This is a genomic window from Streptomyces sp. NPDC020884 (genome assembly GCF_044333935.1).
Lineage (GTDB): Bacteria > Actinomycetota > Actinomycetes > Streptomycetales > Streptomycetaceae > Streptomyces.
On record NZ_JBIRRY010000014.1, the window covers coordinates 180,889 to 206,357 of the forward strand.

At 71.2% G+C, this 25,469-nt stretch carries 15 protein-coding genes and 1 tRNA gene; 4 read left to right on the top strand and 12 right to left on the bottom strand.

Annotation, left to right across the window (positions count from 1 at the left end; genetic code table 11):
- Window positions 1-100 precede the first annotated feature (100 nt).
- The 3 genes from ACH4UK_RS34995 to ACH4UK_RS35005 all read left to right on the top strand — a co-directional run bounded on the left by ACH4UK_RS34995 (window position 101) and on the right by ACH4UK_RS35005 (window position 6,763).
- Entirely contained in the window at window positions 101-4,786 is a 4,686-nt protein-coding gene (locus tag ACH4UK_RS34995) for a DEAD/DEAH box helicase (protein ID WP_398362988.1), read from the top strand.
- A gap of 82 nt (window positions 4,787-4,868) precedes the next feature.
- Window positions 4,869-5,798 carry an Fpg/Nei family DNA glycosylase gene (locus ACH4UK_RS35000; RefSeq protein WP_398362989.1) on the top strand — a complete coding sequence of 310 codons (930 nt, stop codon included), beginning with the start codon at window positions 4,869-4,871 and terminating at the stop codon, window positions 5,796-5,798.
- A gap of 200 nt (window positions 5,799-5,998) precedes the next feature.
- Complete coding sequence (locus ACH4UK_RS35005; RefSeq protein WP_398362991.1) at window positions 5,999-6,763, top strand: SDR family NAD(P)-dependent oxidoreductase; 765 nt, start codon at window positions 5,999-6,001, stop codon at window positions 6,761-6,763.
- On the opposite strand, the gene ACH4UK_RS35010 is transcribed toward ACH4UK_RS35005, so the two are convergent.
- The 11 genes from ACH4UK_RS35010 to ACH4UK_RS35060 all read right to left on the bottom strand — a co-directional run bounded on the left by ACH4UK_RS35010 (window position 6,711) and on the right by ACH4UK_RS35060 (window position 22,065).
- A complete protein-coding gene (locus tag ACH4UK_RS35010; RefSeq protein WP_398362993.1) occupies window positions 6,711-7,004 on the bottom strand; it encodes a hypothetical protein in 294 nt (97 codons plus the stop codon). The two genes, ACH4UK_RS35005 and ACH4UK_RS35010, sit on opposite strands and share 53 nt — an antisense overlap.
- A gap of 213 nt (window positions 7,005-7,217) precedes the next feature.
- Complete coding sequence (locus ACH4UK_RS35015; protein ID WP_398363025.1) at window positions 7,218-7,394, bottom strand: CsbD family protein; 177 nt, start codon at window positions 7,392-7,394, stop codon at window positions 7,218-7,220.
- A 58-nt stretch (window positions 7,395-7,452) separates the two neighbouring features.
- Window positions 7,453-7,923, bottom strand: coding sequence for a Dps family protein (locus ACH4UK_RS35020; RefSeq protein WP_398362995.1), 471 nt, complete (start codon window positions 7,921-7,923; stop codon window positions 7,453-7,455).
- A 230-nt stretch (window positions 7,924-8,153) separates the two neighbouring features.
- On the bottom strand, window positions 8,154-8,537 hold the full coding sequence (locus ACH4UK_RS35025) for a helix-turn-helix domain-containing protein (protein ID WP_003965837.1): 384 nt from the start codon (window positions 8,535-8,537) through the stop codon (window positions 8,154-8,156).
- Window positions 8,538-8,646: 109 nt separating this feature from the next.
- Window positions 8,647-9,156 (bottom strand): CinA family protein, encoded by a 510-nt coding sequence (locus tag ACH4UK_RS35030; RefSeq protein WP_398362997.1) that lies wholly within the window; start codon window positions 9,154-9,156, stop codon window positions 8,647-8,649.
- Window positions 9,153-9,953 carry a CDP-diacylglycerol--glycerol-3-phosphate 3-phosphatidyltransferase gene (pgsA, locus tag ACH4UK_RS35035; protein WP_398362998.1) on the bottom strand — a complete coding sequence of 267 codons (801 nt, stop codon included), beginning with the start codon at window positions 9,951-9,953 and terminating at the stop codon, window positions 9,153-9,155. Before pgsA ends, ACH4UK_RS35030 begins: the two co-directional genes overlap by 4 nt.
- Entirely contained in the window at window positions 9,950-11,431 is a 1,482-nt protein-coding gene (gene rimO / locus ACH4UK_RS35040) for a 30S ribosomal protein S12 methylthiotransferase RimO (RefSeq protein WP_398363000.1), read from the bottom strand. The genes pgsA and rimO overlap by 4 nt, the downstream gene beginning before the upstream one ends.
- A 175-nt stretch (window positions 11,432-11,606) precedes the next feature.
- Entirely contained in the window at window positions 11,607-12,407 is an 801-nt protein-coding gene (locus ACH4UK_RS35045; RefSeq protein ID WP_398363002.1) for a RodZ domain-containing protein, read from the bottom strand.
- Window positions 12,408-12,710: 303 nt separating this feature from the next.
- Complete coding sequence (locus tag ACH4UK_RS35050) at window positions 12,711-15,548, bottom strand: DNA translocase FtsK (protein WP_398363004.1); 2,838 nt, start codon at window positions 15,546-15,548, stop codon at window positions 12,711-12,713.
- 141 nt (window positions 15,549-15,689) lie between these two features.
- Complete coding sequence (locus tag ACH4UK_RS35055) at window positions 15,690-16,373, bottom strand: two-component system response regulator (RefSeq protein ID WP_398363005.1); 684 nt, start codon at window positions 16,371-16,373, stop codon at window positions 15,690-15,692.
- Window positions 16,374-16,617: 244 nt separating this feature from the next.
- Window positions 16,618-22,065, bottom strand: coding sequence for a HAMP domain-containing protein (locus ACH4UK_RS35060; protein WP_398363007.1), 5,448 nt, complete (start codon window positions 22,063-22,065; stop codon window positions 16,618-16,620).
- A 399-nt stretch (window positions 22,066-22,464) separates the two neighbouring features.
- On the opposite strand from ACH4UK_RS35060, the gene ACH4UK_RS35065 reads away from it, so the two are divergent.
- Window positions 22,465-25,092, top strand: a complete 2,628-nt coding sequence (locus ACH4UK_RS35065; protein WP_398363009.1) for a SpoIIE family protein phosphatase — start codon at window positions 22,465-22,467, stop codon at window positions 25,090-25,092.
- Window positions 25,093-25,165: 73 nt separating this feature from the next.
- Here the strand turns inward: ACH4UK_RS35065 and ACH4UK_RS35070 are convergent.
- Window positions 25,166-25,238, bottom strand: a tRNA-Thr gene (locus ACH4UK_RS35070).
- Window positions 25,239-25,469: the final 231 nt, after the last annotated feature.

Below are 25,469 nucleotides of genomic sequence, written 5' to 3' on the forward strand. Positions count from 1 at the left end.
GGCCCATTCTCGCAGGTCCCGGCCGCGTGCCACGGGTGAGCGGACCGCTGCGGGCGGTGTCTTCGGCCGGTTGTCAGTGGCGGGGTGCACGATGGGGGACATGACCGGATCCGCGCTCGACGCGTTCTCGCCCGCGACCCGCAGTTGGTTCGCCGGGGCCTTCAGCGCGCCCACCGCGGCGCAGGAGGGTGCCTGGCGGGCCATCGGCGAGGGCAGCGATGTTCTGGTCGTCGCGCCGACAGGTTCCGGTAAGACGCTGGCCGCGTTCCTCGCCTCGCTGGACCGGCTGGCGGCCGAGCCGCCGCCCGCCGAGGCCAAGAAGCGCTGCCGGGTGCTGTATGTGTCCCCGCTCAAGGCCCTCGCGGTCGACGTCGAGCGCAATCTCCGCTCACCGCTGACCGGCATCCGCCAGGAGTCGGTGCGCCTGGGCCTGCCGGAGCCGGAGGTGCGGGTCGGCATCCGGTCCGGAGACACCCCGCCCGCCGAGCGGCGCTCCCTGGTGACCAGACCGCCGGACATCCTGATCACCACGCCCGAGTCGCTGTTCCTGATGCTGACGTCGTCCGCCCGGGACGCGCTGGCCGGCGTCGAGACGGTGATCCTCGACGAGGTGCACGCGGTCGCCGGGACGAAGCGCGGCGCCCATCTCGCCCTGTCCCTGGAGCGTCTCGACGAGCTGCTGCCCCGCCCCGCCCGGCGCATCGGCCTGTCCGCGACGGTCCGGCCGGTCGACGAGGTGGCCCGCTTCCTGTCGCCGCAGCGCAAGGTGGAGATCGTCCAGCCCCGGTCCACCAAGGAGTTCGACCTCTCGGTCGTCGTCCCGGTCGAGGATCTGGGCGAGCTCGGAGGCTCCCCCGCCACGGACGGCGACTCCGGCCAGGCGGACAAGCCCTCGATCTGGCCCCATGTCGAGGAGCGCATCGCCGATCTGGTCCAGTCGCACCGCTCCACCATCGTCTTCGCCAACTCCCGGCGGCTGGCGGAGCGGCTGTGCAACCGGCTGAACGAGATCGCGTACGAGCGGGCGACCGGCACCGCGTTCGACCCCGACGACCCGGCCCCCGCGCTCCCGGAAGCCCACGCCCCCGCGGAGATCATGGCCCAGTCCGGGGCGGGCAGGGGCGCCCCCGCCCTGCTGGCCCGCGCACACCACGGCTCGGTGTCCAAGGAACAGCGGGCCCAGGTCGAAGAGGACCTCAAGGCGGGCCGGCTGCCCGCCGTGGTCGCCACCTCCAGCCTGGAGCTCGGCATCGACATGGGCGCGGTCGACCTGGTCATCCAGGTCGAGTCCCCGCCCTCCGTCGCCTCCGGCCTCCAGCGGGTGGGCCGGGCCGGGCACCAGGTGGGCGCGGTCTCCACCGGGGTGGTCTTCCCGAAGTACCGCGGCGATCTGGTGCAGGCCGCCGTGGTCACGGAGCGGATGCGCGAAGGGGCCATCGAGGCGCTGCGCATCCCGTCCAACCCCCTGGACGTGCTGGCCCAGCAGCTGGTCGCCATGGTGGCCCTGGACAGCTGGCAGGCCGATGACCTGCTGGCCCTGGTCAGGCGGGCCGCCCCGTTCGCCTCGCTCCCCGAGTCGGCGTTCACCGCCGTGCTCGACATGCTCGCCGGGCGCTATCCCTCCGACGCCTTCGCGGAGTTGCGCCCCCGGGTCGTGTGGGACCGGATCGGGGGCACGGTCACGGGCCGCCCCGGCGCGCAGCGGCTCGCCGTCACCTCGGGCGGCACCATTCCGGACCGCGGGCTCTTCGGGGTCTTCCTGGCCGGAGCCGACCCGAAGAAGGGGGGCGGCCGGGTCGGCGAGCTGGACGAGGAGATGGTCTACGAGTCCCGCGTCGGCGATGTCTTCACCCTGGGCACCACGTCCTGGCGGATCGAGGACATCACCCGGGACCGGGTCCTCGTCTCGCCCGCCCCGGGCGTTCCGGGCCGGCTGCCGTTCTGGAAGGGCGATCAGCTGGGCCGCCCGCTGGAGCTGGGCCGCGCCCTGGGGGCCTTCCTCCGTGAGATCGGCGGCCTGTCCGACGAGGACGCCAGGCTGCGCCTGCTCGCCGCCGGGCTGGACGCCTGGGCGGCGGACAACATCCTGGCCTACCTGGACGAGCAGCGCCGGGCCTGCGGCCATGTGCCGGACGACCGGACGATCCTGGTCGAGCGGTTCCGGGACGAGCTGGGCGACTGGCGGGTCGTCGTGCACTCCCCCTTCGGCGCCCAGGTGCACGCCCCCTGGGCGCTCGCGCTCTCCGCCCGCCTCGGTGAGCGCTACGGCATGGACGCCCAGGTCATGCACGCGGACGACGGCATCGTGCTGCGGCTGCCCGACGCGGACATGATGGGCCTGGACCTGCTCGACTTCGACGCCCCGCAGACCCCGGACACCGGGAGCGGCACACCGGCTCCGGGGGCCGCGGCCCACGACAGCGACCAGCCCCCGGTGGCGGCCGCCGACGTCGTCTTCGACCAGGGCGAGGTCCAGCAGATCGTCACCGACCAGGTGGGCGGATCCGCTCTGTTCGCCGCCCGGTTCCGGGAGTGCGCCGCGCGCGCCCTCCTGCTGCCCCGGCGCTCGCCCGGCAAGCGCACACCGCTCTGGCAGCAGCGCCAGCGGGCCTCCCAGTTGCTCCAGGTCGCCTCGGAGTTCGGCTCGTTCCCGATCGTCCTGGAAGCGGTCCGCGAATGCCTCCAGGACGTGTTCGACGTCCCCGGGCTCACCGAACTCATGGGTGATCTGGAGGCCCGCCGGGTCCGGCTGGTCGAGGTGACCACCCAGGAGCCCTCGCCGTTCGCCCGCTCGCTCCTCTTCGGTTATGTCGCCCAGTTCCTGTACGAGGGCGACTCACCGCTCGCCGAGCGGCGCGCCGCAGCCCTCTCCCTGGACTCCCATCTCCTCGCCGAGCTGCTGGGCCAGGCGGAGCTGCGCGAACTGCTCGACCCCGAGGTCCTCACCGAGCTGGAGCGGGAGCTCCAGTGGCTCACCGAGGACCGGCGGATCAAGGACGTCGAGGGGGTCGCCGACCTGCTGCGCGTGCTCGGTCCGCTCACCGACGCCGAGCTGGCCGAGCGGGGCGCGGAGCCGTCCTGGGCGCGGGAGCTGGCGTCGGCCCGCCGGGCGATCCAGGTCCGGATCGCCGGCGCCGATCACTGGGCGGCGATCGAGGACGCGGGCCGGTTGCGCGACGCCCTGGGGACCGCGCTGCCCGTCGGGGTGCCCGAGGCGTTCACCGAGCCGGTGAAGGACCCGCTCGGCGACCTCCTCGCCCGCTTCGCGCGGACGCACGGCCCGTTCACCGCCGCCAGAGCCGCCGAGCGCTTCGGACTCGGCACCGCCGTCACCGACGGCGCACTGCAACGGCTGTCGGCCTCCGGCAGGACCGTCCAGGGCGAATTCCACCCGGCGGGCATCGGCCAGGAATGGTGCGACGCCACGGTGCTGCGCCGGCTCCGCCGCCGCTCGCTGGCGGCGCTCCGCCAGGAGCTGGAGCCGGTGCCGCCCGCGGCCCTCGCCTCCTTCCTCCCCCAGTGGCAGCACTTCGGCTCCAACAACCTGCGGGGCATCGACGGGCTCGCCCGCGCCGTCGAACAGCTCCAGGGCGCGCCCGTTCCCGCGTCGGCGCTGGAGAAGCTGATCCTGCCGAGCCGGGTCCTCGGGTACACCCCGGCGATGCTCGACGAGCTGACGACCACCGGCGAGGTCGTCTGGGCCGGGGCGGGGGCGCTGCCCGGCAAGGACGGCTGGGTCTCCCTGCACCTCGCCGACAGTGCGCCGCTGCTCCTGCCTCCCCCGCACCCGCTGGAGCTGTCGGCGCTCCACGAGTCCGCGCTCACCACGCTCTCCGGCGGATACGGCCTCTTCTTCCGCCAGATCGCCGACCAGGTCCGGGCCACCACCCACCCGGACTGCACGGACCAGCAGCTGGCCGACGCCCTGTGGGACCTGGCCTGGTCCGGGCGACTGACCAACGACACCCTGGCCCCGCTGCGTTCGCTCCTGGGCTCCGGGAGGACGGCGGGATCGACGGCCCACCGCTCCCGGCGCAGCGTCCCGCGCGGGCGCTACGGCTCGCTCACCGCCGCCGCCCGTCCCGCGTCCCGCACCGGCCCGCCGACGGTCTCCGGCCGGTGGTCCCTGCTGCCCCCGGCGGAGCCGGAACCGACCCACCGTGCGCACGCCCTGGCCCGGACCCTCCTCGACCGGCACGGCGTCGTGACCCGCGGCGCGGTGCAGGCCGAGGGGGTGGAGGGCGGCTTCTCCGCGACGTACCGCATCCTGGCCGCCTTCGAGGACAACGGGCAGGCACGGCGTGGCTATGTGGTCGAAGGGCTGGGGGCCGCCCAGTTCGCGATGGACGGCGCGGTGGACCGTCTGCGGGCGGCTTCCACGGCGCGGGACCGCCGGGATCCGGACACCGCCCCCCAGGCCCTGGTGCTCGCCGCCGCCGACCCGGCCAATGCGTACGGCGCGGCCCTGCCGTGGCCCGAGTCCCCGGACGGCGCCGGACACAAACCGGGCCGCAAGGCCGGGGCGCTGGTGGTCCTCGTCGACGGCGAGCTGACGCTCTACATGGAGCGCGGCGGCAAGACCCTCCTGGCCTGGCCGTCCGATCCCGAGGCCCCGGCCCTGCGAGCGGCGGCCGAGGCCCTGGCCGCCTCGGCCCGTGCCGGCGCCCTGGGGACGGTGACGGTGGAGCGGACGAACGGCGTCTCCTCCCTCACCTCGCCGCTGGGCCGGACACTGGAGGCGGCCGGGTTCCTCGCCACTCCGCGCGGCCTGCGCCTGCGCGCCTGATCCGGGTCGCCCGGACCACGCCCCGGCGCCTCGGCGGGCGCGGGCCGACGCACGAGCCCCTCGGCGCGCCCATCATGGAGGCATGCCCGAAGGAGACACCGTCCTGCAGACCGCGACCCGGTTGCACGAGGCGCTGGCGGGTCAGGTGCTGACCCGGTCGGACCTGCGCGTCCCCCGCTTCGCCACCGCCGACCTCACCGGCCGCGCCGTCCTGGACGTCACCGCGCGCGGCAAGCACCTGCTGACCCGGATCGAGGGCGGTCTGACCCTGCACAGCCATCTCCGGATGGACGGGGCCTGGCGGGTGTACGCACCGCAGGAACGCTGGCGGGGCGGCCCGGGGCACCAGATCCGCGCGATCCTCGCCAACGCGGGACACACCGCGGTCGGCTACCGGCTCCCCGTGCTGGAACTGCTGCGCACCGGCGAGGAGAGCCGGGCCGTGGGCCATCTGGGCCCTGATCTGCTGGGCCCCGACTGGGATGCCGGCCTCGCCCTGGACCGGCTGCTCGTTGCGCCGGAGCGCCCCCTCGGCGAGGCGCTCCTGGACCAGCGCAATCTGGCGGGCATCGGCAATGTCTACAAGTGCGAGCTGTGCTTCCTGGCCCGCGTCACCCCCTGGCTCCCCGTGGGCGCCCTCCCCGACGGCGCGCTCCCCCTGCTCGTCACACTGGCCGAGCGGCTGCTGCACGCCAACCGCGACCGCCCCACCCGCACCACCACCATCAGATCTGAACTCCGCACCCCGCCGCGCGGCCCCGCCGAGGCGGCCGGGCCGAGCACCGAGGCCGTCACCCCGCCGGTCGCCCCGGGCCCCTCCCCCGCCCCGGGCCCGGTCCGGCGCCCCACCGGCCCCCGCACCCGGCCGCCCGTCCGCGTACAGGAACGGCTGTACGTCTACGGGCGGGCCCGCCGCCCCTGTCTGCGCTGTGGCACACCCATCCGTCTCGCCGACCAGGACGACCGGCCCACCTACTGGTGCCCCGGCTGCCAATCAGGACCGACCCCCTGAGGGCTGTCCCGCAATCCCTGGCGGGCGCACGACGACAGCTACGGCACCTCGCCGCGTTGTCGGAACGCCCGAATACATCCAGTATGCGGACGTCCCTCCGCCTTGCGATGCACCGCATCTGACGCCGCGCGCTGATCCACCAGGGATTACGGGACAGCCCTTAGTTGACGACCCGTCAGATACGGTCGTACGGTCCGGGCATGGCTCTCTCCGCGTACGACCTCACGGGCCGCGCCGCGTTCGTCACCGGTGCGGCGAGCGGCATCGGGCGGGCGAGCGCCCTGCTGCTCGCGGAGGCCGGAGCCACGGTGCACTGCGCGGACCGCGACGAGACGGGCCTGCGCCGTACCTACGACCTGATCACCGGCGCGGGCGGCAGCGCCCGGACCCACCCCCTCGACGTGACCGACCGCGCCCAGGTCCGGGCCGCCGTCGGCGCGGCCGGGCATCTCGACGTCCTGGTCGCCGTGGCCGGGATCATGCACACCAGCAGCGTGCTGGAGACGGCGGACGAGGACCTGGACCGGGTGCTGGCGGTCAATTTCAAAGGGGTGCTGTACGCCTGCCAGGAAGTGGCCCGCTCCATGACGGCCCGCTCCGCACCCGGGTCGCTGATCACGATGGCATCCGGTGCCGTGGACTCCGCGAGCGCCGGCCTGCTCTGCTACAGCGTCGCGAAGGCCGCCGTGGTGCAGCTCACCCGGACGCTCGCCACCGAGCTGGGCCCCCACGCCATACGGGTGAACGCCGTCGCGCCCGGCTGGATCCGCACACCGATGACCGACCGGCACGATGCCGCAGGTCAGCACCGGGCGGAGGCGACGATGGCCCGGATCTCCCCGCTGGGCCGGGTCGGCGAACCCGAGGATGTCGCCCATACCGTGCTGCACCTGGCCTCGGACGCCTCGGCCTTCATGACCGGTCAGATCCTCCGGCCGAACGGCGGCGTCGCCATGCCCTGGTGAGCGCCCCGGCCGACCGCCCCCGGCCGCCCCCGGCCCCGGGCCCGGGATCTGTCCGCCGCCACGCCGACGGGCCCATCGGCACCACCGACGCGACATGGACCGGCAACAGGCTCAGCCCCCAGCCGCCCGCCGCGACCGCCCCCTCCACCAGCCCCGCCTGCTCCGGATGGAGCACCAGCCGGAGCACCGCCCACCACCACAGTCCGCCGAGGACCAGCGCCGGCACCCATCGCCGTCTCATCGCTGCCTCCTGCGGCCGACGTCCTTTCCGGCAGTTTCCCCTGCCGGCCCCGGCGGTGCATCCAGAACGTCCGGGCGAGGAGCCACCCGCACGGGAGCGCCCCCGCCGAAACGGCGGGGGCACTCGAACCCCGGGGGGCCGATCGCGCGGGGCGCGCACGGCACCGGGCGTGCGGGATGCACAAGGCTCGCAGGAGCCTCGGCGACCGCGGGACTAGCCTTCGTCATCCCTGCGGAGGGAGTCCTTGACGCCCTTCGCACGGTCGCCGGCCTCGTCCACCGCGTCCTTGGCCCGGCCCTTGGCCTGATCGGTCTTGCCCTCGGCCTCCTTGCGGTGGTCGCCGGTCAGCTTGCCGACCGCTTCCTTGCCCTTGCCCTTGAGCTTGTCCATGGCGCTGTCACCACTCACGATGCCGCTCCCTTTCACTCGGACGTCCGTCGGGCGCCTGTCAGGCGCTTTCCGCCTGGAACATCCAGGCGTGCTTCTCGAGATCCGCCGTCAGCGCGATCAGCAGGTCCTGGGTGACGGGGTCCGGCTCGTCGGTCACCCCGATGCGCTCCCGCATCCGGCCGACGACCACGCCCAGCGCGTCCACCAGGATCCGCACGGCGTCGGTGTCCTTGATCCAGCCCTCGGGCACGGACGCGATGGCGGTCTCCTTGGAGACCGTGCCGGAGCGTCCGTCCGGATTCACTCCGACCGCGGAGGCGCGCTCGGCGACCGTGTCGGAGTGCTGACGGGCCGTGACGACGACGTCGTCGAGCTGAAGATGCACGGAGCGGAAGCGCGGACCGACCACGTTCCAGTGGACCTGCTTGGCCACCAGGGAGAGGTCGACGAGGTCGACCAGAGCGCCTTGAAGCGCTGTTCCCACGACCTTGAGATCACCTTCGGACAACGTGCTCCTGACCACAGACATGTGCGCTACTCCCATCCATCAGCCGCTTCACTGACCGTCTCGGTGCATCACCCACGATGGCACATATGAAGCAAAACGGTCATGTGGGCCTCGTCCTCCGTGTGCCCACTGACCGACGGCTCACACATGACCGACCCGTCGCCCGGATGCCTCGGCCCGCACACGCAGAAGTCCCGGTCGGCCCCGATCGGGGCCGACCGGGACTCCGGTCGAGCACAGTGCCGCGTGGATCAGGCGGCGACGACGTCCACCGCTTCCGCGGGCGCCTTGATGGTCACCCGGCCCGACGGCACACCTGCGACCGACGAGACGGAGACGGAGTTGAGCATGGGACGAACCGGTACTGGGACCGGATCACTGGCAGCTGCCGACTCGGCCAGCTCGGCGAGCGAGAGCTCATCGCTCACTTCCCGCATGAGCTCGGACATCCGTACGTCAAGCGCGTCGCAAATCGCGGAGAGCAGCTCGGAGGATGCCTCCTTCTGCCCCCGCTCCACCTCGGACAGATAACCGAGCGAGACCCGGGCGGACGAGGAGACTTCGCGCAGAGTACGGCCTTGGCGCTGGCGCTGCCGACGCAGCACGTCACCCAGCAGGCGACGGAGCAGAATCATCGGTGGCTCCCTCCTCGGACCGCGTAGCCGCATCCTTCACGCCCTACCGTACCGCCTTGTGCTGCGGCCGTGCGGGGAGCGATGTCGTGTTCACTCAGGGCTGCAAACATCAATTCCCCCCGATCTGTTCCGTATCCTGTGCCCGCGCGTTCCGACCGAGTTCGCTCGCGAGCAGTTCGAGGACGCTTCGCACACTCTCTCTACGGATGTCCGCCCTCTCACCATTCAACCGCAGACCCGTCACTTTCTCGATGCCGGAGGGACCGGCCACGGCGACGTAGACCGTTCCGACCGGCTGCCCGTCCTGCGGTTCGGGCCCGGCGACGCCCGTGGTGGAGATCCCCCAGTCCGCGTCCAGGGCCCGGCGCACACCGGCCGCCATCTGCACCGCGACCTCGGGGCCCACGGCTCCGCGCTCGGCCAGCAGCGTCCCGTCGACGCCCAGGACGTCCCGCTTGAGGACGGTGGCGTACGCCGTCACCGACCCCCGGAAGGACCGGGAGGCGCCGGGTACGGAGGTGACATCGGCGGCGACCAGGCCGCCGGTCAGCGATTCGGCGACGGCGAGCGTCTCGCCCCGCGCTCCGAGCAGCCGGAGCACCCGGGCAGCGGCTGTCACCGCTCGGCATCCGCGGCGTCGCGCGCCTCGGCGGCGGTCCGTACGTCCGTCACCCCGGCCACAGCGCCCGCGGCAGGACCGGCGCCGGCCGTCGTCGCGGCGGGGGCCTGCGGGGCTTCCACGGCCCTGGCGGCCCGCTCGGCGGCGACGGCGCGCTCGGCGGCCAGTCCCTGGCGTCGCAGGACGACGGCCTGACGTACGTAATCGAGTCCCGTGACGACCGTCAGCACGACGGCGACCATCATCATCCAGAAGCGCAGGGTCGCCAGGGGGCCGGTGAGCACCAGGACGTACATCCCGGCCGCCGTCCCCTGCGCGAGCGTCTTCAGCTTGCCACCCCTGCTGGCCGGGATCACCGCATGCCGGATCACCCAGAAGCGCATCAGCGTGATGCCCAGCTCGCGGGCGAGGATCACGCCCGTGATCCACCACGGCAGATCGCCCAGGACGGAGAGGGAGACCAGCGCAGCACCCATGATCGCCTTGTCGGCGATCGGGTCGGCGATCTTCCCGAAGTCGGTGACCAGGTTGTACGCCCGCGCCAGGTGACCGTCGAACAGGTCGGTGATCATCGCGATGGCGAAGGCCGCCCAGGCGAAGGAGCGCCAGACCGGGTCGTATCCGCCGTCGTGGAACAGCAGCAGGACGAAACCGGGTACGAGCAGCAACCGCACCATGGTCAGGATGTTGGCGATGTTCCACAGGCTGGCCTGGTTGACGGCCGCAGTGCCCAGCTTGCCGCCGCGGACCGGCTTCGCGCCGGAACCGCCTGCCGCGGATGCCGGGACTCCGGTCATCTGGCTACCTCCGCAAGCTCGTGGTGTTCGGCCACCAGGTCGACGCCCTCGGTGCCCACTGCCTTCGCCTCGACCATACGGCCCGGCACGAGCCCCTCGCGTGTGGTGAAGACCACCTGGCCATCCGTTTCGGGAGCCTGGTGCGCCGCACGCCCGATCGCGACCTCGCCGTCCTCCTCCGACTCCACGGACTCCACCAGCACCTGGAGGGTCTCGCCGACGCGCTCCTCGGCCCGCTGCGAGGTCAGCTCCTCGGCCAGCTGGGAGATATGGGCGAGGCGCTCCGCGATGACGTCGGCGTCGAGCTTGTTCTCGTAGCCGACCGCCTCGGTGCCGTCCTCGTCGGAGTAGCCGAAGACGCCGATCGCATCCAGCCGGGCGCCGGTGAGGAAGCGTTCCAGCTCCGCGAGGTCCGCCTCGGTCTCGCCGGGGAAGCCGACGATGAAGTTGGACCGGGCGCCGGCCTCGGGGGCCTTGCTCCGGATGGTGTCCAGGAGCTCCAGGAACCGGTCGGTGTCGCCGAAGCGGCGCATCGCGCGCAGCACCCCGGGGGCGGAGTGCTGGAAGGAGAGGTCGAAGTACGGAGCGACCTTCGGCGTCGAGGTGAGGACGTCGATGAGGCCGGGGCGCATCTCGGCGGGCTGGAGGTAGCTGACCCGGATCCGCTCGATGCCGTCCACATCGGCGAGCTCGGGCAGCAGGGTCTCCAGGAGGCGGATGTCGCCGAGGTCCTTGCCGTAGGAGGTGTTGTTCTCGGAGACGAGCATGACCTCCTTGACGCCCTGCTCGGCCAGCCAGCGGGTCTCCTGGAGCACGTCCGAGGGACGCCGCGAGATGAACGAGCCGCGGAAGGAGGGGATGGCGCAGAAGGAGCAGCGGCGGTCGCAGCCGGAGGCGAGCTTCACCGAGGCGACGGGGCTGGTGCCCAGCCTGCGGCGCAGCGGCGCCCGCGGCCCGGAGACCGGTGCGACGCCCTCGGGGAGGTCCTCGGGGGCCGGGGCGGGGGTCTCCTGGGCGTGGCCGGGCAGCGCCACGGCGGCGTCCTGCCGCTCGGCGGGGCTGATCGGCAGCAGCTTGCGGCGGTCGCGCGGGGTGTGCGAGGCGTGGACGCCGCCGTTGAGGATGGTCTGGAGCCGGTCGGAGATGTCGGCGTAGTCGTCGAATCCGAGGACGCCGTCCGCCTCCGGCAGGGCCTCGGCGAGGTCCTTGCCGTAGCGCTCGGCCATGCAGCCGACGGCGACGACGGCCTGGGTGCGGCCGTGGTCCTTGAGATCGTTGGCTTCGAGCAGGGCGTCGACGGAGTCCTTCTTGGCGGCTTCGACGAACCCACAGGTGTTGACGACTGCGACATCCGCGTCGGAGGCATCCTCGACGAGGTCCCAGCCGTCCGCTGCCAAGCGGCCTGCAAGCTCCTCCGAGTCCACCTCGTTACGGGCGCAGCCAAGAGTGACAAGGGCGACGGTACGGCGTTCGGGCATGGACTCAAGACTACTTTGTCCCGGCGGCCTCCCTACCGTGCAGGGTTACCGACGCCGCTCACCGCCCCTCCCCTGCTACGGGGAGTGACCGAGTCCCGGCCGGGAACGCCGACGGGCGCCCGGCGCGAGGCCGGACGCCCGTCGGGACGCGTGCGGGAAAACCGGGGGCCGCGGATCAGCCGGCCTCGGGGTCGCCCTTGGTGTAGGAGAGCCGTTCGACCTGGCCGGGACCGAAGCGGTCCTGGACCTGCTTGCCGTTGACGAAGAGCTCGATCGCCCCGGCGTCGCCGAGGACGAGGTCGATGCGCTCCTTGTCCTGGAAGGTCTTGGACTCGCCCTGGAGCAGCAGCCCGTCGAAGAGCAGCCGTCCGTTGTGATCCTTGGCCGAGATCCAGCTCTTGCCGCGCTCGGCGCTGAGCTTGACCGTCACCTTGTCCCGGGGGGCGGCGGCGATGGCACTCTCGGAAGGCACGGGCTTGGGGTCGGAGGGCTTGGTGGCGGTGGGCTTCGCCGCCGTCTTGTCGGGCTTGGAGCCCTCCGCGATCTGCGCGGTGTTCGAGGGTTCGTCCTCGCCGCTGAAGAGCGTGAAGCCGACGAACCCGATGACCGCGACGATGGCCGCGACCATGGCGGCGGTCCAGTTGGGCCGCCTCGGCTCGGAGCGGATGCGTTCGGCTTCGAACAGCGGTGCCGCGGGGGTCGGTGCGGGACGGCCGCCGTGATCGGCGTCGTACTCCTCGACCAGCGGTTCCGGATCGAGGCCGACGGCACGGGCGAACGTGCGGATGTGGCCGCGGGCGTAGACGTCGCCGCCGCAGCGGGAGAAGTCGTCCTGCTCGATCGCGTGCACGATGGGGATGCGCACCCGGGTGGAGCTGCTGACTTCCTCGACCGTCAGACCTGCGGCGATACGAGCCTGCTGAAGGGCACGACCGATCGAAGGCCGGTCGTCTTCGGGGGAGTTGCCGATGGACACGGGGGCGCCTTTCGAGCGTGAGCCACCTGCTGGATGTTCAGTCTAGGGGGGGTACGAAAGGGAGGGGCAACCGGGAGGGACGACTTTGTACGCCATCGGGTTCGCCGGACGGCCCCGCCACCGACTCCGGGGCGGAGTGGGGACGGAGCACAGCCCCGATCGAGGACTGGGCAACCTGTAGTGGGCCGAACGGGGTGGGAGAACGGGTGAGGGATCGACGGAGCCGACTGCGGGGAGGAGCAAGGTTCCGTCCCTCCCTTCAACTGGACGTACGACCGTACGAAACGGTTGCCCACAAAACCTTTACGGAGCGGGTTCCCCGCGGATGACGGCCAACACCCCGTCGAGCTCGTCGGGTTTCACCAGGACGTCGCGCGCCTTGGAGCCCTCGCTGGGCCCGACGATGTTGCGGGACTCCATCAGGTCCATCAGCCGGCCCGCCTTGGCGAAGCCGACCCGGAGCTTGCGCTGGAGCATCGAGGTCGACCCGAACTGGGTGGAGACGACCAGTTCGGCGGCCTGACAGAGCAGGTCCAGGTCGTCGCCGATGTCCTCGTCGATCTCCTTCTTCTGCTTCGTGCCCACCACGACGTCGTCCCGGAAGACCGGGGCCATCTGGTCCTTGCAGTGCTGGACGACGGCGGCGACCTCGTCCTCGGTGACGAAGGCGCCCTGCATACGGGTGGGTTTGTTGGCCCCCATCGGGAGGAAGAGCCCGTCGCCCTTGCCGATGAGCTTCTCGGCGCCGGGCTGGTCGAGGATGACCCGGCTGTCGGCGAGGGAGGAGGTCGCGAAGGCGAGCCGGGAGGGCACGTTCGCCTTGATCAGACCGGTCACCACGTCGACCGAGGGCCGCTGGGTGGCGAGCACCAGGTGGATACCGGCCGCGCGGGCCAGCTGGGTGATGCGGACGATCGAGTCCTCGACGTCGCGCGGGGCGACCATCATCAGGTCGGCCAGCTCGTCGACGATCACCAGCAGGTACGGATACGGGGACAGCTCCCGCTCGCTGCCCTCGGGCGCCTTGCACTTGCCGTTGCGCACCGCGTGGTTGAAGTCGTCGATGTGCCGGTAGCCGAAGTTGGCGAGGTCGTCGTAGCGCAGGTCCATCTCCCGCACGACCCACTGGAGCGCCTCGGCGGCCTTCTTGGGGTTGGTGATGATCGGGGTGATGAGGTGGGGGATGCCCTCGTACGCGGTCAGCTCGACGCGCTTGGGGTCGACGAGGACCATCCGCACGTCGTCCGGGGTGGCCCGCACCATGATCGAGGTGATCAGGCAGTTGATGCAGGAGGACTTGCCGGAGCCGGTCGCGCCGGCGACCAGGACGTGCGGCATCTTCGCGAGGTTGGCCATCTCGTAGCCGCCCTCGACGTTCTTGCCGAGCGCCACGAGCATCGGGTGGTCGTCCTCGGCCGCATCCGCGAGACGCAGCACGTCACCGAGGTTGACCATCTCGCGGTCGGAGTTGGGAATCTCGATGCCGACGGCGGACTTCCCCGGGATCGGCGAGATGATCCGCACGTCCGGGCTCGCCACGGCGTACGCGATGTTCTTGGCCAGCGCCGTGATCTTCTCGACCTTCACGGCGGGGCCGAGCTCGATCTCGTAGCGGGTGACGGTCGGGCCCCGGGTGAAGCCGGTGACGGCGGCATCGACCTTGAACTCGGAGAAGACGTTGGTCAGCGAGGCGACGACGACGTCGTTGGCGGCGCTGCGGGTCTTGCCCGGTCCGCCGCGCTCCAGCAGGTCGAGCGAGGGCAGCGAGTACGTGATGTCGCCGGACAGCTGGAGCTGCTCGGCGCGGGCGGGCAGGCCCTCGGACCGCTCCGGAGCGGGCTTGGTCAGGTCGGGCACGGCACCGGACCGGCCGGAGGTGTCACCGGAACGGTCACCGCCGGTCGCGTCATCGGGCCGGTCCGACCGGCGCCCCGCGCCCGCCCCGGCCTTCCCCGCACCGTCCCGCTCGGCCTCCCGGGCCCCGGGCACGGGCGTCCCGGTGCGCTCGCGGTCCACGGAGACGCCCTGGGTCAGATCGGCGACGATCGGCGAGGGCGGCATCCCGTTGAGCACGGCCCCGTCGAGCGCGGCGGCAGCGGCGGCGGCGACGTCCACGGCGTCCAGCGGCCGGTTCATCGCGGGCTGGGCGGACGGCCTGCGGGGCCTCCTGCGCTTGGTGAGCGCCTCCGCCTCGGCCTGGTCGTGGTCGTAGACCGGGTCCGCGTCCGGGTCCGTGCGACGCGCGCCGCGCCGCTGGTGCCGCTCGGGCAGCGCCTCGCGCCACTGGTCGTCGTAGCGCTCGTCGTCGTCCTCGAACCCCTCGCCTGCCTCGGGCGCCGGTTCCACGATGCCGAGGCGGACACCGAGCTGACGCAGCCGCTGCGGAATGGCGTTGACCGGGGTGGCGGTGACGACGAGGAGCCCGAACAGGGTCAGCAGCACCAGCAGCGGCACGGCGAGCACCTCGCCCATCATGAAGATCAGCGGCTTGGAGGTGGCCCAGCCGACCAGCCCGCCCGCGTCCTGCATCGCCTCGGTGCCCGCGTCCCGGCCCGGCGAACCACAGGCGATGTGGACCTGTCCGAGAACCCCGATGACCAGGGCGGACAGCCCGATGACGATGCGGCCGTTGGCCTCCGGCCGCTCCGGATAGAGGATCAACCGCACCGCCATCGCGCCCAGCAGTATCGGCGCGAGCAGGTCGAGCCGGCCGAAGGCCCCGGTCACCAGCATCTCCACCAGGTCACCGACCGGCCCCTGGAGATTGGACCAGGTGCCCGCGGCGACGATCAGCGCCAGGCCGAGCAGCAGCAGCGCGAGCCCGTCCTTGCGGTGGGCGGGGTCAAGTCCCTTGGCTCCACGCCCTATCGAGCGGAACACCGCACCGACGCCGTGCGCCGTCCCGAGCCAGACCGCCCGCACCAGCCGGTAGACGCCTCCGGTGGGTGACGGCGCGGGTTTGGGCGCGGGCTTCTTGGCCACCGCCTTCTTCGCGGGAGCCTTCTTCGCCGGAGCCGCCGCCTTCTTCGGCGCGGTCTTCTTGGCGGGCGCGGCTTTCTTCGCCGGGCCCGCGGTACGGCCGACGCGCTTCGCGGTGCCCGCCGTGCCCTGGGAACCCTTGCCGGACGTACGTGAGGCCATGGTGCCGAGGTTACCGCTGTCGTCGCCCGTGAACACGTTCGCCTACGGGTTCACCCGACCGTGTCGCCTTCCCGCGGCCGGGAACTGACGCCACCTCACGACAGCGGCCGGTGGGCGCGGAGCCGGAGGGGGCGGAGGACGTCAGCTCTGTGCGGGCAGCACGCCCGCGCTGCCGCCGGTGCCCGGCTCCAGCGCGTCGAGCGCACGGCGCAGACCGGTCAGCTTGCGTTCGAGGTGGGCGGCGGTGGCGACGGCCGCGGCGTCCGCGGATTCGTCGTCGAGCTGCTTGGAGAGCGCTTCCGCCTGCTCCTCGACCGCCGCGAGCCGCGCGGAGAGTTCGGCCAGCAGACCGGCCGGCTCCTTCTCGTGGTCGCCGCCCGCGTGGCCGTCGCCCTCCAACTGGAGTCGCAGCAGAGCGGCCTGCTCGCGGAGCTTGCAGTTCTTCATGTACAGCTCGACGAAGACCGACACCTTGGCCCGCAGCACCCACGGGTCGAACGGCTTCGAGATGTAGTCCACCGCACCGGCCGCGTAGCCGCGGAAGGTGTGATGCGGACCGTGGTTGATCGCGGTGAGGAAGATGATCGGGATGTCCCGGGTCCGCTCCCGCCGCTTGATGTGCGCGGCGGTCTCGAAACCGTCCATGCCCGGCATCTGGACATCCAGCAGAATGACCGCGAAGTCGTCCGTGAGCAGCGCTTTGAGCGCTTCCTCCCCTGACGATGCCCGGACCAGTGTCTGATCGAGCGCAGAGAGGATGGCCTCCAGCGCCAGCAGATTCTCCGGCCGGTCATCGACCAGGAGGATCTTGGCCTTCTGTACCATGGCCCGCCCTCCTCGCCCCGGAAATGCACCGGGTGCCGCCCCAGGGGACGACTCCCTTGCGCCGTCCGTCCTTGTGCCGGTCATGGTAGCCGCACCCCGCCCGTCACCACACCCTGTCACCGCGATGTCACTGTGCACATACCCCAAACGCGGTGGGAGAACAGAAGGTTCCCCGGATGCAGCGCGTTCACACCCGTTCGCGCACAGTCGGTCAACAACTCAAGCAAATTCATTCAATCTTCGATCACTCTCCGTGCATCCACTGCTCCATCACCGCGAGCAGGTGATCAGGATCGACCGGCTTCGTCACATAGTCGGAAGCCCCGCAATCGATGGCCTTCTCCCGGTCGCCCTTCATCGCCTTCGCGGTGAGCGCGATGATCGGCAGCCCGGCGAACTGCGGCATCCGCCGGATCGCGGTCGTCGTCGCGTAACCGTCCATCTCGGGCATCATGATGTCCATCAGCACGACCGTCACATCGTCGTGCTGCTCCAGCACTTCGATGCCCTCGCGGCCGTTCTCCGCGTACAGCACCGCCAGCCCGTGCTGCTCCAGCACGCTGGTGAGCGCGAAGACGTTGCGGATGTCGTCGTCCACGATGAGCACCTTCTCGCCGCGGAAGCGGAATGTCCGCCGGGGCTCCGGCTCCTCCGCCGCGGCCTGGTTCTCGCCCGGACTCGACTGCACCCACTCCTCCTGCTGCGGGGCGCTGTCGGCCGTGGCCCGGCCGGCCGGCAGGGCGGGCTTGCGGGCCGCGTCCCCCAGCGCCTTGCGCCGCCGCCGGAACATCCCGGCGGAGTTGGCCGGGTCGCCGAACGGAGCCGACTGCCCCTGCGGGGACTGCCCCTGCCCCAGCTCGCCCGCACCGCCCAGCACCTCGGCGGAACCGGAACCCACCGGGGGGTAGCCCTGGGGCGGCAGTTCTGCCCGGTGCAGCGGCAGGTACAGGGTGAAGGTGGAACCGCGTCCCGGCTCGCTCGCCGCGTGGATCTCACCGCCGAGCAGCCGTGCGATCTCCCGGCTGATGGAGAGGCCGAGACCGGTGCCGCCGTACTTCCGGCTCGTCGTGCCGTCCGCCTGCTTGAACGCCTCGAAGATCACCAGCATCTTGCTGGACGCGATCCCGATCCCGGTGTCGGTGACCGAGAAGGCGATCAGATCGGCGTCCGCGTCCCGCAGCGAACCCGCTTCCAGCAGGTGCTCCCGGATCGCGTTCGGCACATCGGGGCCGGCCGGCCGGATCACCAGCTCCACCGCACCGCCGTCGGTGAACTTCACCGCGTTGGACAGCAGGTTGCGCAGCACCTGGAGAAGGCGCTGCTCGTCGGTGTGCAGGGTCGCGGGCAGCTCCGGCGACACCCGTACGGAGAAGTCGAGACCCTTCTCCGCGGTGAGCGGGCGGAAGGTCGCCTCCACGTAGTCGACCAGCTGGACCAGCGCGATCCTGGTCGGGCTGACGTCCATCTTGCCCGCCTCGACCTTCGACAGGTCGAGGATGTCGTTGATCAGCTGGAGCAGGTCGGAACCGGCCCCGTGGATCGTCTCGGCGAACTCCACCTGCTTCGGCGAGAGATTGCCCTCGGCGTTGTCCGCCAGCAACTTGGCCAGAATCAGCAGCGAGTTGAGCGGTGTGCGCAGCTCGTGCGACATGTTCGCCAGGAACTCGGACTTGTAGCGCATCGAGACCGCGAGCTGCTCGGCGCGCTCCTCCAGCACCTGCCGGGCCTCCTCGATCTCGGTGTTCTTCACCTCGATGTCGCGGTTCTGCTGGGCCAGCAGCTCGGCCTTCTCCTCCAGTTCGGCGTTGGACGCCTGGAGTGCCTTCTGCCGGTTCTCCAACTCCTGCGACCGGTCGCGAAGCTGCTCGGTCAGCTCCTGCGACTGCTCCAGGAGCTTCTCGGTCTTGGTGTTGACGCTGATGGTGTTGACGCTCGTCGCGATCATCTCGGCGAGCTGGTTGAGGAAGTCCCGCTGAATGTGCGTGAACGGCTGGAAGGAGGCCAGTTCGATCACGCCGAGGACCTTGCCCTCGAAGAGCACCGGCAGCACGATCACATGCGCCGGAGGGGCCTCTCCCAGCCCGGAGGAGATCTTCAGATACCCCGGCGGGACGTTGTCCACCTGGATCGTCCGCTTCTCCTCGGCCGCCGTCCCGATGAGCGTCTCACCGGGCCGGAAGGAGGTCGGCATCGAACCCGCGGAGTAGCCGTAGCTCCCCCGCATCCGCAGCTCGTACGCACTGGCCGCGCCGTTGTCCGGACCCATCTCGGCCGCGTCGCCCGCGGCCATGGCCAGGAAGAACGCGCCGTGCTGCGCCGAGACCACCGGCGTCAGCTCGCTCATGATCAGCGAGGCCACGTCGTCCAGATCACGGCGGCCCTGCATCAGACCCGAGATCCGGGCCAGGTTGCCCTTCAGCCAGTCCTGCTCCTTGTTGGCGAGGGTGGTGTCACGCAGGTTCGCGATCATCGTGTTGATGTTGTCCTGCAGGACCTGGATCTCGCCCGCTGCGTCCACATCGATCTTGAGATTCAGATCACCGCGGGTCACCGCGGTCGCGACGGCCGCGATGGCACGGACCTGACGGGTCAGGTTCCCGGCCATCTCGTTCACCGACTCGGTGAGGTCGCGCCAGGTGCCGTCGACGTCCCGCACCCGCGCCTGGCCGCCCAGCTGCCCCTCGGTGCCCACCTCGCGGGCCACCCGGGTGACCTGCTCCGCGAACGAGGACAGCTGGTCGACCATCGTGTTGATGGTGTTCTTCAGCTCCTGGATCTCACCGCGCGCGTCGATGTCGATCTTCTTGGTCAGGTCGCCCTTGGCGATGGCGGTGGTGACCGTGGCGATCTGCCGCACCTGACCGGTCAGGTTGGAGGCCATCGAGTTCACGGACTCGGTGAGGTCCTTCCACGTACCGGCGACCCCCGGCACCCTGGCCTGGCCGCCCAGCTCCCCTTCCGTGCCCACCTCGCGGGCCACCCGTGTGACCTCGTCGGCGAACGAGGACAGCGTCGTCACCATCGTGTTGACGGTGTCGGCCAGCTCCGCGACCTCGCCGCGCGCCTCCACGGTGACCTTCTTCGTCAGGTCGCCGTTGGCGACCGCGGAGGAGACCCGGGAGATGTTGCGCACCTGGCTGGTGAGGTTGTTGGCCATCAGGTTGACGTTCTCGCTGAGGTCCTTCCAGATGCCGGTCGCCCCGCGCACCCGTGCCTGCCCGCCGAGAATGCCCTCGGTGCCCACCTCGCGGGCCACGCGCGAGACCTCGTCGGCGAAGTTGAGCAGCTGGTCGACCATCGTGTTGACGGTCGTGACCAGTTCGAGGATCTCGCCCTTGGCGTCGACGGTGATCTTCTTGGAGAGATCGCCCTTGGCGACCGCGGTGGTGACCTCGGCGATGTTGCGGACCTGGAGGGTCAGGTTGTTCGCCATGCCGTTGACGGACTGGGTGAGGTCCTTCCACGTACCGGACACGCCCTGCACCTCGGCCTGACCGCCGAGGATGCCTTCCGTACCCACCTCGCGGGCGACCCGCGTCACCTGCTCCGCGAAGTTGGACAGCTGGTCCACCATCGTGTTGAGGGTGTTCTTCAGCTCCAGGATCTCGCCCCGGGCGTCCACGTCGATCTTCTGCGACAGGTCACCGCGCGCGACCGCCGTGGCGACCTGCGCGATGTTGCGCACCTGAGCGGTGAGGTTTCCGGCCATGCCGTTCACCGAGTCGGTGAGATCGCGCCAGACTCCGGCGACCCCGGGCACCTGGGCCTGACCGCCGAGCCGCCCGTCCGTGCCCACCTCGCGGGCCACCCGGGTCACCTGGTCGGCGAAGGCGGAGAGCTGGTCGACCATCGTGTTGATGGTGTTCTTCAGCTCGAGGATCTCGCCCCGGGCGTCCACGTCGATCTTCTGCGACAGGTCGCCCCGCGCCACCGCCGTCGTCACCTGCGCGATCTGCCTCACCTGGGAGGTGAGGTTGCCGGCCATGAAGTTGACGGAGTCCGTGAGTTCCTTCCACGTACCGGAGACGCCGTCCACGCGCGCCTGGCCGCCGAGTCGGCCCTCGGTGCCCACGTCCCGGGCCATCCGCGTCACCTGGTCGGCGAAGCTGGACAGCTGCGCCACCATCGTGTTGACGGTGTTCTTCAGCTCCAGCATCTCCCCGGCCACGTCCACGGTGACCTTCTGCGACAGATCACCGTTCGCGACCGCTGTGGTGACCTGGGCAATGTCCCGGACCTGACCGGTGAGGTTGCGGAACGCGGTGTTCACCGAGTCGGTGAGGTCCTTCCACGTCCCCGCGGCGCCCGGCACTTCCGCCTGGCCGCCGAGCCGTCCCTCGACGCCGACCTCCCGGGCCACACGGGTCACCTCGGAACCGAAGGACTGGAGCTGGTCCACCATCGTGTTGACGGTGTTCTTCAGCTCCAGCATCTCCCCGGCCACGTCCACCGTGACCTTCTGCGACATGTCGCCGCTGGCCACCGCCGTCGTGACCTGCGCAATGTCGCGCACCTGCGTCGTCAGGTTCCGGAAGACCGTGTTCACCGAGTCGGTGAGGTCCTTCCACGTCCCCGCGGCGCCCGGCACCTGGGCCTGGCCGCCGAGCAGCCCCTCGCCACCGACCTCGCTCGCCACGCGCGTCACTTCGTCCGCGAAGGTGCGCAGCGTCTCGGTCATCTGGTTGATCGTCTCGGCGAGCTGGGCGACCTCGCCCCGCGCGCTCACCGTGACCTTCTGCGTCAGGTCACCGCTGGCGACCGCCGTCGTCACCTCCGCGATCCCTCGCACCTGGGAGGTGAGGTTGCCCGCCATCGTGTTGACGGAGTCGGTCAGGTCCTTCCACACGCCGGCCACGCCGGGCACGGTCGCCTGACCGCCCAGCTCGCCCTCGGTGCCCACCTCACGGGCGACGCGCGTCACCTCGGAGGAGAACGAGGACAGCTGGTCGACCATCGTGTTGACGGTGTTCTTCAGCTGGAGCATCTCGCCGGCCACATGGACGGTGACCTTCCGCGACAGATCACCCTTGGCGACCGCCGTCGTCACCAGCGCGATGTCCCGCACCTGGGCGGTCAGCCGGTACGCCATGGTGTTCACGGAGTCCGTGAGGTCCTTCCAGGACCCGGACATCCCACGCACCTGCGCCTGACCCCCGAGCTTGCCCTCGGTGCCCACCTCGACGGCGACCCGGGTCACCTGCTCGGTGAAGACCGACAGCTGGTCGACCAGGTTGTTGACCGTACGCGCGACCTTCAGGAACTCGCCGCGCAGCGGCCGTACCGTCTCGTCCGTCGTGTGCGACCGCAGCTCCATCCGCTGCTCCAGGTCACCGTCGGCGACCGCCGACAGGACCCGGCCCACCTCGGAGACCGGTCGCGCGAGATCGTCCACGAGCTCGTTGGAAGCGTCGATCGCGGCCGCCCAGGAGCCCTCGCAGGCGCCCGTCTCCAGCCGCTCCGTGAGCTTGCCCTCGCGCCCGACCACACGCCGTACGCGCGCCAGCTCACCGGTGAGGTGGAGATTGCGGTCCGCGACCTCGTTGAAGACCGCCGCGATCTCCGTCATCACACCGTCGCCGGAGACGGTGAGCCGCCGGCGGAAATTGCCGTCGCGCATCGCCACAAGGCCCGCGAGCAGTCTGTTCAGAGCTGCCGCGTCCACTTCGACGGTGCCATTGCGCTGCTTTTTCACGGACTGTCCGCCTTTTGTACGCGCCTTCGAACCCTGCGCCGCCACGCCAGACTCCACCGTGTCCCTCCCGCAGGGGTTGACCGTTTCACTCGGGCCTATCCGGAAGCTTGCCCAGTTCCACTTTGGCTCACCGCCACAGCACACCGTCAACGGGCGACCGGGCGGACGTCAAATCGTTGCAACGTACCAGGCCGGAACCGGTCGGCGGGCAACCTCCCCCGGTTGCCCCCCTTCCCTTCCACGGGGAGTCCATACTTGTGCGCCCCCGCACACGGCCGGAGCGGTCTGTCCCGAACTCGGCCCTCGTGTATCCGGCACCCTTGACGAACGTCTAGCCTGGCAAGCGAATCGAAGCGGCGATAAACGGGCACAGGACTCGGGGAAGCGACGAGACACCATATGGGGAGTGCTGTGATCACCGCGCGCGCGGCCGCCACCTTCGAACCGGTCGGGCGCTCCGTCGCGACCGCCCGCGCCTTTGTCCGGGACACGCTCCAGGGGTGGGGCTACAACGATGTCGTCGACGACGCCGTCGTGCTCACCAGTGAGCTCGTGACGAACGCCGTCGTGCACGCGGGGACGGCGGCCGACGTGCTGTGCCTGCGCACCGAGGACGGCGTCCGCGTCGAGGTCTCCGACCACTATCCGGAACGCGAGGTCCCGCTCCAGAGCAACGGCCTCGACTTCGGCAGCCCCGACCGCGAGAACGGCCGCGGTCTGCTGCTCTGCGCCGCCCTGGCCTCCCGCTGGGGCGTCGAGTACTCCCCCACCCGCAAGCACGTCTGGTTCCAGCTGGACCTGCCCGACCGGCCGGTGGGCATCCGCTCCGCGGGTCCGGTCCTGCCCACGTCGCTTCTTCCCGTCACCGACCAGCGCGTCCGGGTCGCCGTCGTGCAGATCGACAGCACCGGCGCGATCAGCGCCTGGAACGACGACGCCGCCTATGTCTTCGGGCACACCGCGGAGCAGGTCACCGGCAAGCAGTTCACCGACTTCGTGGCCTGGCCGCACACCCCCGGGACCAACACCGGCATCGCAGACGCCCTCCAGCTCTCCCGCTGGGAGGGCAGTTACGGGATCCGCGGCGCCGACGGCCGGACCATCGCCGTCTACTCCTCGCACCTGCGGGTCCGCGACACCGACGGCGAACCCTCCACGGTCTGTCTCCTCGTCCGCGACGACGAGCGCGCCGTGCTGCAGTCCCCGGTCCGCGCCCCGGTCTCCGACTCCTCGGCCGACAACCGCACCGCGGACCCGTTCGAGGTGTTCATCGGATCCCCGGCCCCCGACGACCTGGACGGCCTCCTCCAGCGCACGGTCGAGCGGGCACGCGACATGCTCGACGCCGACTCGGCGTTCCTCCTGCTCGCCACGGACGACGAGACGGAGCTGGAGGTCCGCGCCACGACGGGCCTGCCCTCGGCCCGCCAGCGCTTCGCCCGGGTCCCCGTCGAAGCCGGCACGGGACGCTACGGCTCCGCCCGGATGCCGGCGGTCCATGAGGACCTCACCGCCGTCCCCGGCGCCGTGCCCCTGCTCACCGACACCGGAATGCGCTCGGTCGTCACGGTCCCGCTGAAGGTCGAGGGCCGCCTCACCGGCTCCCTCGGCGTCGCGGCGGAAGCCGCGGGCCGCTACTCCAACGAGGAGGCCCTGCGCCTCCAGTTCGCGGCGGACCGCATCGCGCTCGCCGTGGAGTCCGCCCGCCTCGGCGAGCTGGAGCGGCTGCGCCGCGGTTCCCTGTCCTTCCTCGTCGAGGCCTCCGACCTGCTCGCCGGCACGCTCGACCGGGACCAGACCCTGGCGCTGATGGCCCAGATGACGGTCCCGACCCTGGCGACCTGGTGCGCCGTCTACACGATCGCGGACCAGTCCTCCGACCCGTACCTCTCGTACGTGCTCCACGAGGACGAGGACCTCATCGACGGGCTCAAGGCCCTTCTCTCCAAGATCGCCCCGCCGGATCCGGTACCGACCCCGGGCGCCCGGGTGTGGGCCGCCCCCTCGGAGGCCGGTCACCGTGCCGCGCTGAGCACCTCGACCCGCAGCCTGCAGCGGGACGCGCCCCTGAGCATGAGCACGGCCACCCGCACCACGCTCGCCACGGCCCAGGCCGTCGGTGGCGAGACGGTGGTCCTCCCCCTGGTCGCCCGCAACCGCGTGATCGGGATGCTGACGCTCGGGAAGCCCTCGGACGACCACTTCCGCCAGGAGATCCTGGAACTGGCCGAGGACCTCTCCCGCAGGGCCGCCCTGGCCCTGGACAACGCCCGCCTGTACTCGGAGCGCATGGCGATCAGCCAGTCCCTCCAGCGCAGCCTGCTGCCCCCGGGCCTCCCCGACGTGCCGAACGTCGAGATCGAGGTCATCTACCGCGCCGCGGGCGAGGGCAACGAGGTCGGCGGCGACTTCTACGACGTCTTCCCGATCAGCGACGGCGCGTACGGCTTCGCCATCGGCGACGTGTGCGGTACGGGACCGGAGGCGGCCGCCGTCACGGGCCTGGCCCGCCACGCGCTGCGTCTGCTCGCCCGCGAGGGCTTCGGCGGCCCCGCGGTCCTGGAGCGCCTCAACGCGGCGATCCTCGACGAGGGCGCACGCAGCCGCTTCCTGACCCTCCTGTACGGCGAGCTGTGGCCCCAGGAGGACGGCAGCGCCCTCCTGAAGGTCGTCTGCGCCGGCCACCCGCTGCCGCTGCGCCTGCGCCAGGACGGCTCCGTCGAGTCCGCCGCGGAACCGCAGCCCCTGCTCGGCGTCATCGAGGACCTCGACCTGTACGAGCAGGAGGTCGTCCTCAATCCGGGTGACGTCCTCCTGTGCGTCACGGACGGCGTCACCGAACGCCGCGAGGGAAGCCGCATGCTGGGCGACGACGGCCTGGCGGACGTCCTGTCGACCTGTACGGGCCTGACGGCCGGAGCGGTCGCCTCACGCATTCTGCGGGCCGTGGAGCGCTTCGCGGCCGAGCCGGCCTCGGACGACATGGCGATCCTGGCCATGCGCGTCCCGGAACCGCCGCACATCTGAGGCCGGAGCACCGATACCGCTATTCCACGCGAAAGGCCCCCGCCAGATGGCGGGGGCCTTTCGTTGTGTCCTGAGCCCCAATGCGGAATCGAACCGCAGACCTTCTCCTTACCATGGAGACGCTCTACCGACTGAGCTATTGGGGCCTCGCTGCGCTGTGGCAACGAGGTAAACCATACACGGGATCCGGAGCTGCTCACAATCACGGCGGGCACGACGTCCCGGACCCCTACAAGGACTCAGCGGGCCCCGGTTGGCCGCCGGGCAGCCGCGCTGCCGACCGGGTCCGGAACGCAGAAAAGCCCCGTGCCAATGGCACGGGGCTTTCCCGGAAAAATTGTTCGGCGGCGTCCTACTCTCCCACAGGGTCCCCCCTG

Coding starts and splice junctions, on each gene's coding strand:
- ACH4UK_RS35000 (WP_398362989.1), top strand. CDS start 4,869: ATGCCCGAAGGAGACACCGTCCTGCAGACCGCGACCCGGTTGCACGAG.
- ACH4UK_RS35050 (WP_398363004.1), bottom strand. CDS start 15,548: ATGGCCTCACGTACGTCCGGCAAGGGTTCCCAGGGCACGGCGGGCACC.
- ACH4UK_RS35065 (WP_398363009.1), top strand. CDS start 22,465: ATGGGGAGTGCTGTGATCACCGCGCGCGCGGCCGCCACCTTCGAACCG.
- rimO (WP_398363000.1), bottom strand. CDS start 11,431: ATGCCCGAACGCCGTACCGTCGCCCTTGTCACTCTTGGCTGCGCCCGT.
- ACH4UK_RS35020 (WP_398362995.1), bottom strand. CDS start 7,923: ATGTCTGTGGTCAGGAGCACGTTGTCCGAAGGTGATCTCAAGGTCGTG.
- ACH4UK_RS35025 (WP_003965837.1), bottom strand. CDS start 8,537: ATGATTCTGCTCCGTCGCCTGCTGGGTGACGTGCTGCGTCGGCAGCGC.
- ACH4UK_RS35005 (WP_398362991.1), top strand. CDS start 5,999: ATGGCTCTCTCCGCGTACGACCTCACGGGCCGCGCCGCGTTCGTCACC.
- pgsA (WP_398362998.1), bottom strand. CDS start 9,953: ATGACCGGAGTCCCGGCATCCGCGGCAGGCGGTTCCGGCGCGAAGCCG.
- ACH4UK_RS34995 (WP_398362988.1), top strand. CDS start 101: ATGACCGGATCCGCGCTCGACGCGTTCTCGCCCGCGACCCGCAGTTGG.
- ACH4UK_RS35055 (WP_398363005.1), bottom strand. CDS start 16,373: ATGGTACAGAAGGCCAAGATCCTCCTGGTCGATGACCGGCCGGAGAAT.
- ACH4UK_RS35010 (WP_398362993.1), bottom strand. CDS start 7,004: ATGAGACGGCGATGGGTGCCGGCGCTGGTCCTCGGCGGACTGTGGTGG.
- ACH4UK_RS35015 (WP_398363025.1), bottom strand. CDS start 7,394: ATGGACAAGCTCAAGGGCAAGGGCAAGGAAGCGGTCGGCAAGCTGACC.